General features: G+C 73.6%; 12 protein-coding genes. 9 read left to right on the forward strand and 3 right to left on the reverse strand.

Annotation, left to right across the window (positions count from 1 at the left end):
* Complete coding sequence (locus MNY62_RS06415; protein WP_242343284.1) at window positions 1-522, forward strand: hypothetical protein; 522 nt, start codon at window positions 1-3, stop codon at window positions 520-522.
* A gap of 16 nt (window positions 523-538) precedes the next feature.
* On the opposite strand, the gene trhA is transcribed toward MNY62_RS06415, so the two are convergent.
* Window positions 539-1198 (reverse strand): PAQR family membrane homeostasis protein TrhA, encoded by a 660-nt coding sequence (trhA, locus tag MNY62_RS06420; protein ID WP_242343285.1) that lies wholly within the window; start codon window positions 1196-1198, stop codon window positions 539-541.
* Between the two features lie 164 nt (window positions 1199-1362).
* Between trhA and MNY62_RS06425 the strand changes: the two genes are divergently transcribed.
* Window positions 1363-2076 carry a YwaF family protein gene (locus MNY62_RS06425; RefSeq protein ID WP_242343286.1) on the forward strand — a complete coding sequence of 238 codons (714 nt, stop codon included), beginning with the start codon at window positions 1363-1365 and terminating at the stop codon, window positions 2074-2076.
* A gap of 4 nt (window positions 2077-2080) precedes the next feature.
* Entirely contained in the window at window positions 2081-2551 is a 471-nt protein-coding gene (locus MNY62_RS06430) for a DUF2721 domain-containing protein (RefSeq protein ID WP_242343287.1), read from the forward strand.
* A 16-nt stretch (window positions 2552-2567) separates the two neighbouring features.
* On the opposite strand, the gene MNY62_RS06435 is transcribed toward MNY62_RS06430, so the two are convergent.
* Window positions 2568-3047 (reverse strand): transcription elongation factor, encoded by a 480-nt coding sequence (locus MNY62_RS06435; RefSeq protein WP_242343288.1) that lies wholly within the window; start codon window positions 3045-3047, stop codon window positions 2568-2570.
* A gap of 93 nt (window positions 3048-3140) precedes the next feature.
* Here MNY62_RS06435 and MNY62_RS06440 point away from each other — a divergent pair, with 93 nt between their 5' ends.
* From MNY62_RS06440 to MNY62_RS06460, 5 genes are all read left to right on the forward strand, one after another.
* Window positions 3141-3920 (forward strand): ATP-binding cassette domain-containing protein, encoded by a 780-nt coding sequence (locus tag MNY62_RS06440; RefSeq protein WP_242343289.1) that lies wholly within the window; start codon window positions 3141-3143, stop codon window positions 3918-3920.
* Window positions 3917-5410 (forward strand): ABC transporter permease/substrate-binding protein, encoded by a 1494-nt coding sequence (locus MNY62_RS06445; protein WP_242343290.1) that lies wholly within the window; start codon window positions 3917-3919, stop codon window positions 5408-5410. Before MNY62_RS06440 ends, MNY62_RS06445 begins: the two co-directional genes overlap by 4 nt.
* A gap of 145 nt (window positions 5411-5555) precedes the next feature.
* Window positions 5556-5984, forward strand: coding sequence for a bacteriohemerythrin (locus MNY62_RS06450; protein ID WP_242343291.1), 429 nt, complete (start codon window positions 5556-5558; stop codon window positions 5982-5984).
* A 179-nt stretch (window positions 5985-6163) separates the two neighbouring features.
* On the forward strand, window positions 6164-7786 hold the full coding sequence (locus MNY62_RS06455) for a fumarate hydratase (RefSeq protein ID WP_242343292.1): 1623 nt from the start codon (window positions 6164-6166) through the stop codon (window positions 7784-7786).
* Window positions 7787-8008: 222 nt separating this feature from the next.
* Window positions 8009-8968, forward strand: a complete 960-nt coding sequence (locus MNY62_RS06460) for an aldo/keto reductase (RefSeq protein WP_242343293.1) — start codon at window positions 8009-8011, stop codon at window positions 8966-8968.
* 271 nt (window positions 8969-9239) lie between these two features.
* Here MNY62_RS06460 and MNY62_RS06465 read toward each other — a convergent pair whose 3' ends face one another.
* Complete coding sequence (locus MNY62_RS06465; RefSeq protein ID WP_242343294.1) at window positions 9240-10415, reverse strand: integrase core domain-containing protein; 1176 nt, start codon at window positions 10413-10415, stop codon at window positions 9240-9242.
* A gap of 902 nt (window positions 10416-11317) precedes the next feature.
* Here MNY62_RS06465 and MNY62_RS06470 point away from each other — a divergent pair.
* Window positions 11318-17548 (forward strand): CxxxxCH/CxxCH domain c-type cytochrome, encoded by a 6231-nt coding sequence (locus tag MNY62_RS06470; RefSeq protein ID WP_242343295.1) that lies wholly within the window; start codon window positions 11318-11320, stop codon window positions 17546-17548.
* Window positions 17549-17583 lie beyond the last annotated feature (35 nt).

The following is a 17583-nucleotide window of genomic DNA, read 5'->3' on the forward strand; positions in this document are numbered from 1 at the left end:
GTGCTCGCGCCCGTGCTGGCGCGCCTCTCCCGGATCCCCGAGCTCGCGCGCGCCCAGGTGGACGCGGCGGGCCGGCTCTTCCTCCTCGAGCTCGCGCCCGGGGCCGATCCCGACGGCGCGCTCGCCGCGGCGCGGGCGGTCCTCGGCGCCCGTGCGCGCCCCGTCCCCGACGCTGAGGCGCAGCTCGAGAGCGTCCCGCGGGGCGACCGCTGGTTCACAGCGGAGGACATCCGCGGGCTGTCGTACGTCGAGGCGCGCGTCCTCGCGGCCCGGGTCTGCGACCGGGCGCTGCGCGAGGTGCCGCTCGAGACCGCGCTGGCGGACCGGCTCGAGGACGCGGCGGTCGTCGAGATCCGCGCCGCGCTCGATCGCGTCCACGACGAGGGCGGCCGGGACTCGAGCGCGTGGTTCGATCCGGCCTGGCCCGGCATCGCCGCGGCGATCGCGGCGCGCCTGCGGCAGGCGCTGGACGCGGACGGGCTCGCGGCGCTCCGCGAGGCGCTCCTGCGCGCGCGCACGTGACGGCGCGCCCCGGCGATCAGCGCAGCGCGCGGATCGCGCCCGCGACCACGGCGAAGTGACACGCCGCGGCGGCCACCACGAGCAGGTGGAAGATCTCGTGGAACCCGAACACCGCGGGGAACGGATCCGGCCGGCGCAGCGCGTAGATCACCGCGCCGGCCGTGTACAGGAGCCCGCCGCCGAGGAGGAGCGCGAGGGCGCCCGCACCGATCGCCGCGTGGAGCGCCGGAACGACCGGCACGACGAGCCACCCGAGCAGCACGTACAGCGCGGCCATGAGCGGCTTCGGGGCGGCGACCCACACGATCGAGAGGACCACCCCCGCCGCCGCGCCGAGCCAGACCGCCGCGAGCAGCGGCCGGCCGGGGTGGCCGAGCAGGAGGCACAGGGGCGTGTAGGTCCCGGCGATGAGGACGAAGATGGCCGAGTGGTCGACGCGCCAGAGGATGCGGCGCGCACGGGCCGACCAGGTGGGGCGGTGATACACCGCGCTCGCGAAGAAGAGCGCGAACAGGCTCGCGCCGTAGGTGAGGGCCCCGGTGCGGGCGGTGACCGTGTCGGCGTTGACGAACAGCAGCGCCCAGGCCGGTGCCGCGAGGTACGCGGCGATCTCGTGCGAGACGCCGCGCAGCAGCGGCTTCACGCGCTCCACACCTGCCACCCGCTCCTCCGCCATCGCCGCCCCTCCGTCCACTCAGAGAGTTGCGGTGAGCGCGTCACGGGGGCGTCATCGCGGCGCGACCGTTCGGGGGCGATGCCCGCGCGGTCGCGCGCAGCCGGGGAGGGACCGCACGGGGAGGGGGAGAGCGGCGGGCGCGCGGCGGTGCTATCGCACCCTCCGTGGGCACGCTCCGCCCTTTCGGCGCGACGCACCTCGCGATCCTCGCCGCCGTCCCCCTCGCGGCCGCTGCGCTCGCCGCGGCGGTCCGCGCCCGGCCCGGCCTCGCGCGCCCACTGTGCCGCGTCCTGGCGGCGGTGATCGCCGTGAACGAGCTCCTCTGGTACCGCCACGGGGTCGCGCTCGGCTGGCTGGACCCTCCGCACGGGCTGCCGCTCGACCTGTGCGACGTCGTGCTCTGGCTCGCGGTGTACGCGCTCGCGACGCTCACGCCCTGGGCGCTCGAGGCGGTCTACTTCCTCGGCCTCGCCGGGAGCGGCATGGCGCTCCTGACGCCGGACCTGGCGGACGTGCCGTTCCCGTCCTACGCCGCCGTCCAGTTCTTCCTCGCGCACGGCGCCATCGTCGCGTCGGTGCTGTTCCTCGTCCTCGCGGGGCTCCTCCGTCCTCGGCCGGGCGCGTGGTGGCGCACGCTCGTCGGCGTGAACCTCTACGCCCTGGCTGTGGCGCTCGTGAACGCGCGCTTCGGCACGAACTACATGTACCTCTGCGAGAAGCCGCGCTCCGGGTCGCTCCTCGATCTGTTCGGCCCGTGGCCCTGGTACATCCTCGGCGGGGAGGCCGTCGCTGCCCTGCTCCTGTTCCTCCTCTCGCTCCCGTTCCGCGGCGAGCGGGAGCGACGGAGCCGCGCGCCGGGCGGGCTTCGGCTACCATGAGCAGGTGCCCGGGGACGCCCACATCACCGACATCGCCCGCGTGATCCAGCTCGCGGTCGCGCCCGTCTTCCTCCTCACCGCGATCGGGACGATCCTGTCGGTCCTCTCCGGGCGGCTCGCGCGCATCGTGGACCGCGTCCGCATCCTCATCGAGCGGGCGACGAAGCTCCCGCGGGAGGAGCGCGGCTGGATCGAGCGGGAGGTCGAGACGCTCCTGCGCCGGCGCCAGCTCGTGAACCTCGCCATCACCTCCGGCACGAGCGCCGCGCTCCTCGTGTGCGTCCTCATCGCCAGCGCCTTCGTCGGCTACCTCGTCGGCGCGGACTTCTCGATCTTCCTCGCCGTCCTGTTCATCGCGGCGATGGGCGCGTTCGTCTCCGCCCTCGTGCTCTTCCTGCGCGAGATCTTCATCGCGGTCTCGACGCTCCGGTTCGAGCTGCCCGGGGAGCGCGAGGCCGCCGGGCGCGACCGCTGAGGCGCCCCGCAGGGCTTCAGCGGCGGCCGGCGCGGCGTGGCCCGCGCCCGCCCGCGCGGGTGCGGCGGGGGGCCTTCTTGCGCCCCTTCGAGCTGGACCCGCGGCGGCGCGCCGCGGCGCCCTTCGCCTGCACGGACAGCGACCTCTTCGACGCGGCCCCGCGCCCCTCGCGCTTCAGCGCACCCTTCGCGGCGGCGCTCCGCCGGCGCGACGGCGCGCGCGGCTTGCGCTTGCCCTGCCCCACCTCGGAATCGCGCTTCGCGGAGCGACGCGTGCGCGCGCTCGTGGCGCCCTTCTTCGGTGCCGACAGGGGCACGCCCGCGCGCCGGGCCTTCGAGAGCCCGATCGCGATCGCCTGCTTCGACGAGCGTGCTCCGTGCTTTCCTTCCCGGATGTGCTCCATCTCCTCTCGGACGAACTCTCCCGCCGCGGTCGATGGCCGCTTCCCGGCGCGGAGATCCGCCTTCGCCTTCTGCGTGGTGCTCTTCGACGGCATGGTCGTGTCCCCCTCGTTCCTTACGATGCGTACGCTGCGACGCCCCGGCAGAGCCCTGGAAGCGTGCGGCGTCGCGGTTAGCGGGACGGCAGGATGCGCGCAGACGAGTCGACCGAGGGTGCACCGGCCATCGAGCTCCGCGAGGTCGTGAAGCGGTACGGCGGCGCCGAGGGGCTCGGGCCGGTCTCCCTCGCGGTGCCCGCGGGCCGCACCGTGGCCCTCATCGGCCCGAGCGGCGCGGGGAAGTCCACGCTCCTCCGCCTCGTGCTCGGCCTCGTCGCGCCCGACCGGGGCGAGGTGCGCCTCCGCGGCGCGCCGCTCCGACCGGAGGACCACGCCGCCCGCCGCCGGCTCGGGTACGTCGTGCAGGGCGGGGGGCTCTTCCCGCACCTGACCGCCGGCAGGAACGCCGCGCTCGTCGCGCGCCACCTCCGCTGGCCGGAGGCTCGCGTCACGGCGCGGCTCGAAGAGCTCGCCGCCCTGACGCGCTTCCCGGCCGAGGCGCTCGCGCGCTTCCCGCACGAGCTCTCCGGCGGGCAGGCGCAGCGGGTGAGCCTCATGCGCGCCCTCTTCCTCGAGCCGGAGGTCCTCCTCCTCGACGAGCCGCTCGGCGCGCTCGACCCGATCACGCGCGCCGACCTCCAGGCCGACCTGCGTGCCATCTTCGCCTCGCTCGGGAAGACGGTGCTGCTCGTCACGCACGACCTCGCCGAGGCCGTGTTCTTCGCGCACGAGCTCGTGCTGCTCCGCGACGGCCGCGTCCTGCAGCGCGGCTCCCTCGACGCGCTCGTGCGCGCCCCGGCGGACCCGTTCGTGGCGCGCTTCGTCCACGCGCAGCGCGCGCTCGGCCTGCCCCCGGGGGCGCCGCCGTGACCGGGGCCGCCCTCGCGGCGACGCTCGTGCTCGCCGCCTCCGCCAGCACTCCGACGGTCGGGTCGAAGCAGTTCGGCGAGTCGCTCGTGCTGGGGGAGCTCGCGGCGCAGCTCGCCCGGGACGCGGGCGCCCCGGCGGAGCACCGCGCGGCGCTCGGCGGGACGCGCGTCGTCTGGGAGGCGCTGGTCCGCGGCGACGTGGACCTCTACCCCGAGTACACCGGCACGATCGCGCGCGAGCTCCTCGGCGGCGCGGTGCCGGCCGGCGATCCCGCCGCGCTCCGGGCCGCGCTCGCCGCTCGCGGCGTCGGCATGACGCGCTCGCTCGGGTTCGAGGACACGTACGCGCTCGGGATGCGGCGCGCGCGCGCCGCCGAGCTCGGGATCTCTCGCGTGTCGGACCTCGCCCGCGCCCCGGGGCTCCGGCTCGGCTTCACGAACGAGTTCATGGACCGCGGCGACGGCTGGCCGGCGCTGCGCGCGCGCTACCGCCTGCCGCAGCGCGACGTGCGGGGGCTCGAGCACGAGGTCGCGTACGCGGCGCTCGCGGCCGGCGAGATCGACGTGACCGACCTGTACTCGACCGACCCGGAGATCCGGCGCCACGACCTCGTGGTGCTCGAGGACGATCTCCACGCCTTCCCGCCCTACGACGCCGTCTACCTCTACCGCCTCGAGCTCGAGCGGCGGGCCCCCGCCGCGCTCGAGGCGATCCGGCGCCTCGAGGGGCGGATCGACGCCCGCGCCATGATCGCGATGAACGCGCGGGCGGAGCTCGACGGGGTCGCGCCCGCCCGCGTCGCGAGCGAGTTCCTGCGGGCCACGCTCGGCGTCGCGTCCGCGCCGGAGGAGGAGGGCCGGACGTCGCGCATCCTCCGCCGGACGCGCGAGCACGTGGCCCTCGTCGCGGTGGCGCTCCTCGCCGCCATCGCGCTCGCGGTCCCGCTCGGCGTCGTCGCGGCGCGCCGGCCGGGCGCGGGCCGCCTCGTGCTCGGCGCGGTCGGGGTCGTCCAGACCGTCCCGTCGCTCGCGCTCCTCGTGATGATGATCCCGCTCCTCGGCATCGGCGCCCGGCCGGCGGTCGCGGCGCTCTTCCTGTACGGGCTCCTCCCCATCGTGCGGAACACGCACGCCGGGCTGACCGGGATCGCGCTCGAGCTGCGCGAGTCGGCTGCGGCGCTCGGGCTCCCTCCGCGCGCGCGCCTCCGCCTCGTCGAGCTGCCGCTCGCCACCCCCGCGATCCTCGCTGGAGTGAAGACCTCGGCGGTCATCGCCGTGGGCACCGCGACGCTCGGCGCGCTCGTCGGCGCGGGAGGGTACGGCCAGCCGATCCTCACCGGCGTACGGCTCGCGTCCGTGCCCCTCATCCTGGAGGGCGCGATCCCCGCCGCGCTGCTGGCGCTCGTCGCGCAGGGACTGTTCGATCTCGCAGAGCGCTGGCTCGTGCCGCGCGGGCTCCGGCGCGCGCGCGCGGCGGGGGCGATCCGCTGAGCCCCGAACGAGGGGTCGGAGGAGCCGCCCCTCACGGAGCGCGCGAGCGTGCGGCCGTCCGCGCGAGGGAGCGCAGGAGCGCCTCGCGGAGCAGGGGAGCGCCGGTTATATCGGCGGCGGCGCTCACCTCGAGGAACCTCCGCGAATGCCCTACGTCGACCTGAGCCAGCTGCCCGACCTGCCGCTCCCGTTCATGAACCGCGACCACGCCGAGGAGTTCCGGCTCCTCGAGGAGCTCGGCCAGGCGCTCGCGGCGCACGGGGACGGGAAGGGCGCGGTCGAGAGCATCCTCGAGCGGCTCGCCGTCCTCGCGGTGCACACGCGGGAGCACTTCCTCCACGAGGAGGCCGTGATGCGCGAGACCGGCTTCCCCGCGTACCTGCCGCACAAGACCGAGCACGACCGCGTGCTCGCGGAGATGGACGCCGAGGCGTCGGCGTTCCGGCGGAGCGGAGACGCGGCGCGGCTGCGCCGGTACCTGCTGGAGGTCGTCCCGCGCTGGTTCGTCTCGCACACGAGCTCGATGGACGTGGTGACCGCCGGCTTCGTGGCCGCGCGGGCCGCGCCGCGCTGATCACGAGGCTCGCCGGCGACGCGTCATCGTGGCGCGCCGCCGCCGCCCGTATTTCTGGACCCGAGCCGTCCGCTTGCGCGGCGCGCGCGCGCAGTCGCCGCCGTCGACAGGCGCGGGCGACCTGTGGTTCTCTTTTGCGCCCAGGCACTTACGCCGCAGCCCAAGGAGAAGGAAAGGCGATGGCGACCCCAGCTTTCCACTACCAGGATCCGTTCCCGCTCTCGAAGGACGAGACGAAGTACCGCCTCCTCACGCGCGACGGCGTGTCGGTGGCGACCTTCGACGGCAAGGAGGTCCTCAAGGTCGAGCCGTCCACGCTCGAGCGGCTCGCCCGCGAGGCGATCCGCGAGGTCTCGTTCTTCCTGCGGCCCTCGCACAACGAGCAGGTCGCGAAGATCCTCGCCGACCCCGAGGCGTCGCAGAACGACAAGGGCGTCGCCCTCGCGTTCCTCCGCAACGCCGAGATCGCCGCGCGCGGCGAGCTGCCCATCTGCCAGGACACCGGCACCGCGACGATCGTCGCGAAGAAGGGCCAGCAGGTCTGGACCGGCACGAAGGACGAGGAGTGGCTCTCGAAGGGCGTCTACGCCACGTACACCACCGAGAACCTGCGCTACTCCCAGACGGCCGCGCTCGACATGTACAAGGAGGTCAACACGGGCACGAACCTGCCCGCGCAGATCGACCTCTACGCGACCGACGGCGCCGAGTACAAGTTCCTCTTCATCACGAAGGGCGGCGGCTCGGCCAACAAGACGCAGCTCTGGCAGGAGACGAAGGCGCTCCTCACGCCGGAGAAGCTCGAGAAGTTCCTCGTCGACAAGATGCGGCACCTCGGCACGGCGGCGTGCCCGCCGTACCACATCGCCGTGGTCGTCGGCGGCACCTCGGCCGACCAGTGCCTGAAGACGGTGAAGCTCGCGTCGACGCGCTACTACGACGGGCTGCCGACGAAGGGCAACGAGCACGGCGTGGCCTTCCGCGACACCGAGCTCGAGGCGAGGCTGCTCGAGGCCGCGAACGGGCTCGGCATCGGCGCGCAGTTCGGCGGCAAGTACTTCGCCCACGACATCCGCGTCGTCCGGCTGCCGCGCCACGGCGCGTCCTGCCCGGTGGCGATGGCCGTCTCCTGCTCCGCCGACCGGAACGTGAAGGCCAAGATCAACAAGGAGGGGGTCTGGATCGAGGAGCTCGACCACGCCCCGGAGCGGCTCATCCCGCTCGAGTACAAGAAGGGCAAGCACGAGCACGGCGTGAAGGTCGACCTGAACCGTCCGATGAAGGAGATCCTCGCCGAGCTCACGAAGTACCCGGTCTCGACGCCGCTCCTCCTCACCGGCACGCTGGTCGTCGCGCGCGACATCGCGCACGCGAAGTTCAAGGAGCTCATCGACCAGGGCAAGGGCGTCCCCGAGTACCTGAAGAACCACCCCGTCTACTACGCGGGCCCGGCGAAGACCCCGCCCGGGAAGCCGTCCGGCTCGTTCGGCCCGACGACGGCCGGGCGCATGGACTCCTACGTCGACCTGCTCCAGTCGCACGGCGCGTCGATGGTGATGATCGCGAAGGGCAACCGGAGCCAGCAGGTCACCGACGCGTGCAAGAAGCACGGCGGGTTCTACCTCGGCTCCATCGGCGGCCCCGCTGCGGTGCTCGCCGAGGAGAACATCAAGAAGGTCGAGTGCATCGACTTCCCCGAGCTGGGCATGGAGGCGGTCTGGAAGATCCAGGTCGAGAACTTCCCCGCCTTCATCCTCGTGGACGACAAGGGGAACGACTTCTTCAAGAAGCTCGGCTGCTGACCCCCTGATCCCGCGCCCTTCGGCAGGCTCAGGGCGAGCGGCATGAAAGCCCGGTCCCTCGCGAGAGGGGCCGGGCTTTCGTGCGAGACGGGCCGCTCGCGCGGGCCCACCGAAGCGGCCCGACGCGCCCTCGCCTCTCCAGTGGATCTGCTCCACCCGGGCGCGTGACAGCCGGATGCCCGGGGGCCATGACCATGCGCGGACTCTCTCTGGGGAGCGCGCATGAAGACCCGTCGCCTCGGCAACTCGGACCTGGACATCACCGTGCTCGGCTTCGGGAGCTGGGCGGCGGGCGGCGGCCAGTGGGAGTTCGCCTGGGGACCCCAGGACGACGCGGCCTCGATCGCCGCCATCCGCCGCGCCCTCGATCGCGGCGTGAACTGGATCGACACCGCCGCGGTGTACGGCCTCGGCCACTCCGAGGAGGTGGTCGCGCGCGCGCTCGAGGGCGTCGCGCGCCGGCCATACGTCTTCACGAAGTGCTCGATGGTCTGGGACGAGCGCGGGAAGATCGGCCGCTCGCTGCGCGCCGAGTCCGTGCGGCGCGAGTGCGAGGCGAGCCTGCGGCGCCTGCGGGTGGAGGCGATCGACCTCTACCAGATCCACTGGCCGGTCCAGGATCCGGCCGAGATGGACGAGGGATGGTCGACGCTCGCGGCGCTGCAGGAGGAGGGGAAGGTCCGCTTCATCGGCGTGTCGAACTACGACGCCGAGCAGCTCCGCCGCGCGATGGACGTGGCGAAGGTGACCTCGCTCCAGCCGCGCTACTCGCTCCTCCACCGCGACATCGAGCAGGACGTCCTGCCCTACTGCCGCGAGGCCGGAATCGGAGTCATCGCCTACTCGCCGATGGGCGCGGGCCTCCTCACCGGAAAGATGACGCGCGCCCGCGTCGAGGCGTTCCCCGCGGACGACTGGCGCCGGAGCAACCCCGACTTCCAGGAGCCGCGGCTCTCGCGCAACCTCGCGCTGCAGGAGCTGCTCGGCCGGATCGGCGCGCGCCACGGAACGACCGCCGCGGCCGTGTCGGTCGCCTGGACGCTGCTGCACCCCGCCGTCACCGGCGCGATCGTCGGCGCCCGCAGCGCGGAGCAGGTGGACGGCTTCATCGCGGCAGCCGACCTCGCGCTCACGAACGAGGACGTCGGCGAGATCGAGCGGTTCCTGCTCGAGAACCCGTAGCGACCGCGACCGCGACCGACCCCGACCTCGACCCCGACCCCGACCTCGACCTCGACCTCGACCTCGACCTCGACCTCGACCTCGACCCCGACCCCGACCCCGACCGCGACCGCGACCGCGACCTCGACCTCGACCTCGACCTCGACCTCGACCTCGACCTCGACCTCGACCTCGACCTCGACCTCGACGCGACCTCGACGCGACCTCGACGCGACCTCGACCTCGACCTCGACCTCGACCTCGACCTCGACTGAGCAACCCAAATCTTCGGTTACACCTCAGACCGGGAGCTTGGGTGACACTTTCTTGGCCAGCTCGGCCTGACGAAGGTCGGCTCCTTGGCGCGGCCGTTCACTGTTCCGAGGTGTACCGGGCCGAACATCGCGCGCCAGATCCCGTCGTCCGTCTCGTTCAGCCCAACCCACTCGCCTGCGAGGCACTCCGAAACGAAGAAGCGCTCGCCCCTCCACTTGATGCTTCCGTTGTTCGCGACGAGGCGACGCTCCCATTCGCCTGGGTACTCGGGCGGGCGAAGCGGGCACGGGTAGCTGCGCGGGGACGTGGAGTAGACGCTCGCGGGCGGGCGCTGCTCGAGCGCTTCGTGGGGGCGCTCCTCGTTGAACTCGCGCCTGAAGCGGTCGAACGCGAGCTGCTGCTCGAACATCGTCGGTTGTGGCGGCTTCGTCGTCTGCTGCTTCAGCGTGCGGTGCATCCGCTCGTGACGACCGTTCTGCTGGGGCTTTCCCGGCTCGATGCGCTCCGGCCGAATGCCGAGTTTCACCCACCAGACCGCGAGCCGCGAGAGCCCGCCTGCGCCCAACGTCGCAAATGGCGAGCCGTTGTCGGAGCGCATTGCGAGCGGCAAGCCGTACTCGACGAACGCCGCGTCGTACACGGGCTGTACGAGCGCGGTGTTCTCCGCCTCGAGCGCCTCGCACCTCAGCAGGAACCTGCTGTGCGCGTCCGTTAGCGTCAACGGGTGGCAGCGCACGCCGTTGCCGAGCCGGAAGTGGCCCTTGAAATCCGTACACCAGACCGCGTTCGGCGAGTCGCATTCTGCGAACGGCTGGTTCGATGCATCGACCCGGCGCCGTCGCCGCCGCTGACGGACCAAACCGTGCTTTTCTAGAATCCTGCCGATGGTCGAAGCCGCAGGCGGATCGGTGCGGACGACGTGCTCAGCCATCCAGGCCTGAATCTTCCTCGGTCCCCAGTACGGGTAACGTCGACGTACCGCGAGCACCTGCGCGACGACGCTGATTGGCAGCGCATGCGGGTGTGGACTAGGAACGGGATCGCGATCCAGCAGAGCAGCTCGGCCGCCTTCGTGGAACCGCGCTAGCCACTTGTACGCGGTCTTTCGGCTGATCCCGAAGGACCTACTCAGCGCGGCGATGTTCGCATCGCGGCTCAGCGCCAGCTTCACGAACTGTTCGCGTTCGTCCATGCGACAGGTCTCTTTCCACGGCACTCGGGCCACCTCCCAGGCGGAGGTGTTACCCGAGCTCCCGGTCTGACCTGTCACCCAAGTACCCGGTTTGTACCGACCTCGACCTCGACCGCCACCCTCGAGCTCGAGCGCGGCAAGCCCTTCCACTTCCCCGCCCGCAGCGCGCCGCCCCACGTGGCGGGACCTCGCGCCCGCAGGCGGGCCACTGGACGCGGTAGGCACCGCCCCGACCCACGGACCGCAATGCAACGCGGTTGGCCTAGGCGACATCGCCCATGCGCAGCCCCCGCCCGCAGCCCCGCGTTGCCGGCGGCGTCTGGCGGACGGCACCGCCCCCCGTACCTTGTCCCCGTCCATCGTGGCCCGCCGAGGACAGCGCTGCTCGCCTGGGCTGAGCCCGTCGCGAGGCGCACGATGGCGTCGCCGAGGCGGGCACACGAGGACCGAGCAGCGCAGGCGTGCCTGTAAGGCACGTCGAGCAGCGCAGGGACGAGTCTGCCCGCCGCAGGCAGCTAGCGTGCGCCGCAGCAGGGATTCAGCCCAGGCGCGCAGCGCGTTGGGTCCCGTCCCGGCGGCGCGCCAAGGTGACGTCAGCCGCGGCGATGTCGGCCAGAACGACCCCGACCCCGACCTCACTATTCGTAAACGGATCACGCTCGCCAACCAAGGCCAGGCGGCCCACCCGCCGGCGCCGCTCGCGCGTCCACCCGCGTCCGGTGGCGCACGTTGATCCACAGCAAGCGAGAGTGAGCCGCACTGGGCGTGTGCGCACAGGTTTCGTCAAGCACCATGCCGGAGGGGGACGTCCCCATTCGCCCCGCACCTGGATTGATCGCTGTCATCTGTGATCTTGCGACACGACCTAAGTTCGGGATCCTACGAGCGGGGAGGGTTCCTTCATGCAGTCCGGACTCGGGTCTTTCGCGCGGCCGCGCCTACCTGCGCTGCTGCTGTGCGTCTCCGCGATCTCCGCGGGTCCGCTCGCCTGCGGCAACGAGCGAAAGGTCCACGGCGAGGACACCGCGAGCTGCTCGCGCTGCCACGGGAGCGCCGACAACGCGGCGCCTCCGCTCTCGGTCACGGGCGGCCGCGACGCGAGCGACCCCGTCGTCGGTGCGCACCAGGTCCACCTGCAGGGCGGCCCGCTGCGCGCTCCGCTCGCGTGCTCCGACTGCCACGTGGTCCCGCAGACGGCCGACGCCGCCGGCCACATCGACGGGGAGCACGGCACGGTGACCTTCGGCGCGCTCGCCCTCACGGGCGGCGCGTCGCCTCGATGGACCCGCGAGACCGGAACCTGCAGCGGCACCTACTGCCACGGCGCGACGCTCGGCGGGGGCGCGCTCGTGGCGCCCGTCTGGAACCGCGGCGCAGGCGAGGCCGCGTGCGGTGCGTGCCACGGGCTCCCTCCGCCGAAGCCTCACGTGCAGAACCCCGACTGCGGGCGCTGCCACCTCGGCTACACCGCCACGTCCGTCGTGGCCGCCACGCACGTGAACGGCAAGGTCGACGTGAAGCCGCTCGAGTGCAACACCTGCCACGGCTCCGCGACGAGCTCGGCTCCCCCCATCGGGACCGCCGGCGAGACCGCCACGACGAGCCTCGCGGTCGGCGCGCACCAGGAGCACCTGCGGGACGGCGCGTTCCGCGCGCGGCTCGCCTGCGGCGACTGCCACGTCGTCCCCACCGTCGCCCTCCACGCCAACGGCACCGTCGACCTCGTCTGGGGCGCGCTCGCGACCGCGGACGGCGCGAGCCCGTCCTTCAGCCCCGCGACCGCGACGTGCGCCTCGACCTACTGCCATGGCGCGACGCTCGCCGGCGGCGGCCTGCTCACCGCGCCCGTCTGGACGCGGGTCGGCGAGGGCCAGGCCTCCTGCGGCGCCTGCCACGCCGCGCCTCCGCCGCTGCCGCACCCGCAGCGGAGCGACTGCGGCCGCTGCCACCCGGGCGCGTTGACCGCGGACGGATCCGCCATCGACGTCGCCGGTGGCAAGCACATCGACGGCCACCTCGATCTCGTGCCGCTCACCTGCACGCTGTGCCACGGCACCGACGGCGTGAACGCGGCCCCGCCCGTGGGCACGCACGGCGAGACCGCCACGTCCGAGATCGCGGTCGGCGCGCACCAGAAGCACGTGCGCGACGGCGCGATCCGCAAGGCCGTCGCCTGCGCCGAGTGCCACGTCGAGCCGGCGGTGCCGCTGCACTCGAACGGCGAGGTGGACCTCGCCTGGGGCGCGCTCGCCGCCGCGAAGGGGACCACGCCCGCGTGGACCCGCGCCAGCGCGACCTGCAGCTCGACGTACTGTCACGGCGCGACGCTCGGCGGGGGCGGCACGACGAAGACCCCGGTCTGGACCGCCGTGTCCGACGGTCCGACCGCGTGCGGCTCCTGCCACGGCGCGCCACCCGCGCTGCCGCACCCGCAGAGCTCCGACTGCTCGCGCTGCCACTCCGGGACCGTCCTCGCGACGGGCGCGATCGACGTCGCCGGCGGCCGGCACATCGACGGCATCGTCCAGGTGGACGGCGGCGGGTGCACCGCCTGCCACGGTACGCAGGGCGTGAACCCCGCGCCGCCGTTCGGCACGCGCGGCGAGACGCTGACCACCCAGCGCGCGGTGGGCGCGCATCAGAAGCACGTCGTCGACGGGCGGATCCGCAAGGCGTTCGCGTGCAACGACTGCCACGCCCTGGTGACCGACCTGGGCGAGCACGCGAATGGCTCCATCTCGATGCCCTTCACGGGGCTCGCGTCGCAGGGCACGACGCCCATGTGGAACGGCGCGACGTGCAGCTCGACCTACTGCCACGGCGCGACGCTCGCGGCGGGCGGCTCGACGCCGGCGCCGACCTGGACCGTGGTCTCCACGGGCCCGACGACGTGCAGCTCCTGCCACGGCGCGCCGCCGCCCTTGCCGCACCCGCAGAGCGCGGACTGCAGCCGCTGCCACAAAGGCACGGTGCTCGCGACCGGTGAGATCGACGTCGCAGGCGGGAAGCACCTCGACGGCACGGTCCAGGTGGACGGCGGCGGGTGCACGGCCTGCCACGGCACCGAGGGCGTGAACCCGGCGCCGCCGGTCGGCACGAAGGGCGAGACGCTGACGACCCAGCGCGCGGTGGGTGCGCACCAGAAGCACGTGGTGGACGGCGCGATCCGGAAGGCGTTCGCGTGCGGCGCCTGCCACGAGCCGGTCTCCGATCTCACCCACGTGAACGGTACGATCCCGCTGCCGTTCACCGGCCTCGCCTCGAGCGGCACGACGCCCAGCTGGAACGGCGCGAGCTGCGCCTCGACCTACTGCCACGGCGCGACGCTCGCCGCGGGCGGCTCGACGACGGCGCCCACCTGGACGGTGGTCTCCGCGGGTCCGACGGCGTGCGACTCCTGCCACGGGGCGCCGCCTCCGCTGCCTCACCCGCAGAGCACCGACTGCAGCCGCTGCCACTCGGGGACGGTGCTCGCGACCGGCGGGATCGACCTCGCGGGAGGCAAGCACATCGACGGCACGGTCCAGGTGGACGGCGGCGGGTGCACGGTCTGCCACGGCACCGAGGGCAAGAACCCCGCGCCGCCGCTCGGCACGAAGGGCGAGACGCTGACGACCCAGCGCGCGGTGGGCGCGCACCAGAAGCACGTGGTGGACGGCGCGATCCGCAAGGCGTTCGCCTGTAGCGCCTGCCACGAGCCGGTCTCCGATCTCACCCACGTGAATGGCTCGATCCCGCTGCCGTTCACCGGCCTCGCCTCGAGCGGCACGACGCCCAGCTGGAACGGCGCGAGCTGCGCCTCGACTTACTGCCACGGCGCGACGCTCGCCGCGGGCGGCTCGACGACGGCGCCCACCTGGACGGTGGTCTCCGCGGGTCCGACGGCGTGCGGCTCCTGCCACGGCGCGCCGCCCCCCTTGCCGCACCCGCAGCTCGCGGACTGCTCGCGCTGCCACTCCGGGACGGTCCTCGCGACCGGCGCCATCGACGTCGCCGGCGGAAAGCACATCGACGGCACGGTCCAGGTGGATGGCGGCGGCTGCACCCTGTGCCACGGCACCGAGGGCAAGAACCCCGCGCCACCGCTCGGCACGAAGGGCGAGACGCTGACGACCCAGCGCGCGGTGGGCGCGCACCAGAAGCACGTCGTCGACGGCGCGATCCGCAAGGGGTTCGGCTGCAGCGCCTGCCACGAGCCGGTGACCGACGGCTCCCACGTGGACGACGTGATCCCGCTGCCCTTCACGGGGCTCGCCTCCCAGGGGACGGCCCCGGCCTGGAACGGCACCACGTGCGCCTCGACCTACTGCCACGGCGCGACGCTCGCCGCGGGAGGGAGCACCCCGACGCCGACGTGGACCCAGGTGAGCGCGGGACAGACCGCGTGCAACGCCTGCCACGGCGCGCCGCCGACCACCGGGAACCACCCGCAGAGCGCGGATTGCGCGGCCTGCCATCCGGAGACGGTGAACGCGGACGGAACGATCAACGTGGCCGGCGGTCGGCACATCGACGGTACGGTGCAGGTGGCGGGCGGCTGCAGCCTGTGCCACGGCTCGGACGCGAACCCGGCGCCGCCGGTCGGGACGAAGGGTGAGACGGCCACGACGACCCTGGCGGTGGGCGCCCACCAGTCGCACGTCCGAGCGGGCCCGCTCTTCGGGGCGATGACCTGCGACGCGTGCCACCAGTTCTCCGACGCGACGCACCGCAACGGCGTCGCGGATCTCACCTGGGGGACGCTGGCCACGAAGGGAGGCGCGATCCCGAGGTTCGACGCGGCGACGGCGACCTGTGCCGCCACTTACTGCCACGGCGCGACGCTCGGCGCGGGCGGCTCGCTCACGACGCCGACCTGGAACAAGGTCGACGGTACGCAGGCAGCCTGCGGCACCTGCCACGGCGCGCCGCCGACCACCGGGAACCACCCGCAGAGCGCGGACTGCGCGGCCTGCCATCCGGAGACGGTGAACGCGGACGGCACGATCAACGTGGCCGGCGGTCGGCACATCGACGGAAGCGTGCAGGTGGCGGGCGGCTGCAGCCTGTGCCACGGCTCGGACGCGAACCCGGCGCCGCCGGTTGGCACGAAGGGTGAGACGGCCACGACGACCCTGGCGGTGGGCGCCCACCAGTCGCACGTCCGAGCGGGCCCGCTTTTCGGGGCGATGACCTGCGACGCGTGCCACCAGTTCTCGGACGCGACCCACCGCAACGGCAGAGTCGATCTCACCTGGGGGACGCTGGCCAGCATGGACGGCGCGGTCCCGAGCTTCGATCCGGCCGCCATCACGTGCACGAACTACTGCCACGGCCAGACGCTCGGCGCGGACGGCTCGCTCACGACGCCGAAGTGGACGACGGTGGACGGCACGCAGGCGGCCTGCGGCACCTGCCACGGGAACCCGCCGCAGTCGGCCCACCCGGACAACCCGCTCTGCAACTCTTGCCACCCGTTCACGGTCGCGTTCGATGGCACCATCGACGTCGCGGGCGGCCGCCACATCGACGGGAACGTCGACGTGGCTGGCCTGACGTGCAGCGCATGCCACGGCTCGACGGACAACCCGGCGCCTCCGGTCGGCACCCGGCAGGAGACGGCCACCACGACGCGCGCCGTCGGCGCGCACCAGGCGCACGTGCGCGCCGGCGCGCTGCGCAACGCCCTCGAGTGCAGGGATTGCCACGTCGTACCCACCGAGACGATCCACTCGAACGGCGTCGTGGACCTCGCCTGGGGCCGGCTCGCCACGTCGGACGGGGCGGTTCCGGGCTTCGATCCCGACGCCCTCACGTGCACCAACTACTGCCACGGCCAGACGCTCGACGCAGGCGGCTCGCTCACGGCGCCGAGGTGGACGACGGTGGACGGAACGCAGGCGGCCTGCGGCACCTGCCATGGCGCGCCGCCGCCCGCGCCGCACCCCGCCTCCTCGCCCACGGGCTGCGCGCGGTGCCACCCGGACACCGTGACGGATCAGGGCACGATCGATCTCGCCGGTGGCCGCCACATCGACGGGAAGCTCGACGTGTCCGGCGCGTGCGGCGACTGCCATCCGGTCCCGGGCGCGAGCGGCGCCCACCTCGTGCACGCGGCGTTTCCGACGCCCGACGTGCCCGGGTACGGCGATCTGCGCATCCTCGAGGCCTACGCGCCGGGCGGGGGCTCCGACTACGAGTTCGGCTGCGGCAACTGCCACCCGCTCGACCCGGCGAAGCACATGGACCGTGAGGTCGAGGTGGAGCTCACGCCGGCGGGCGCGGCGACGGGCTCGCTGCGCGCGCGGAACGCGCCGGACGCCGCGTACGACGCGGGGACGGGCCGGTGCACCGGCGTGTACTGCCACTCCTCGGGCCAGGCGCTCCCGGTGTACGCGACGGCGCCGGGCTGGAGGTCGAACGCGCAGCTCGGCTGCGACGGCTGCCACGGCAACCCGCCGAGCTACGCGTCCGGCGGCGCGGGCGCGTCCGACGCGAACGCCCACATCGGGCTCACCAACCAGGGGCGCGAGTTCGGCCACTACGTCGGCCTGGGCGGTCCTGCGCACGCGAGCAAGCACGGCAGCGCAGCGCCGGGCGAGGCGGCCGCGCCGATCACCTGCCAGACGTGTCACTACGCGACGACCGATCCGACGGCGACCGGGCCCTCGAAGTTCTACTGGCTCGACACGACCGGCAGCTACGTGCTCGCGGGCGGCGATCCCGCCCGGCTGACGGACCCGCGCTGGAAGGCGACGCAGTGCGGGACCTGTCACGGAGCCGGCGGCGCCCCGGTCCTGCAGGGCAAGGTCCTGCCGCTCACCCACGTGAACGGCCGCCGCGACGTGGTGTTCGACCCGCGCACGACGCTGCCGTCGATCCCGGGTCTCCCGCCCGCGCCGGAGACGCCCACGCGGCCGTACTGGGTCACGCCTGCGCGGTTCTGCGAGGCCGTCCCGGCCGGCGCGGTCATCGAGGGCACGACGCTCTCGATCGAGCTCTCGGGCGCCGCGTACGACCCGGCGACGAAGCGCTGCTCCGGGGTGGCCTGTCACCTCGGCGACGCGCCGGTGTGGGGCCGGCAGTACCTCGCGAACCCCACGTCGGGCACCGCGAGCTGCTGCCGCTGCCACTCGAGCCGCTGCGGCCCGTGACCCCGCACGTCCCCGCCGCGCCGGAGCCCGGCGCG

This window comes from Anaeromyxobacter terrae, assembly GCF_022690685.1.
In the GTDB taxonomy this organism is placed as follows: Bacteria; Myxococcota; Myxococcia; order Myxococcales; family Anaeromyxobacteraceae; genus Anaeromyxobacter; species Anaeromyxobacter terrae.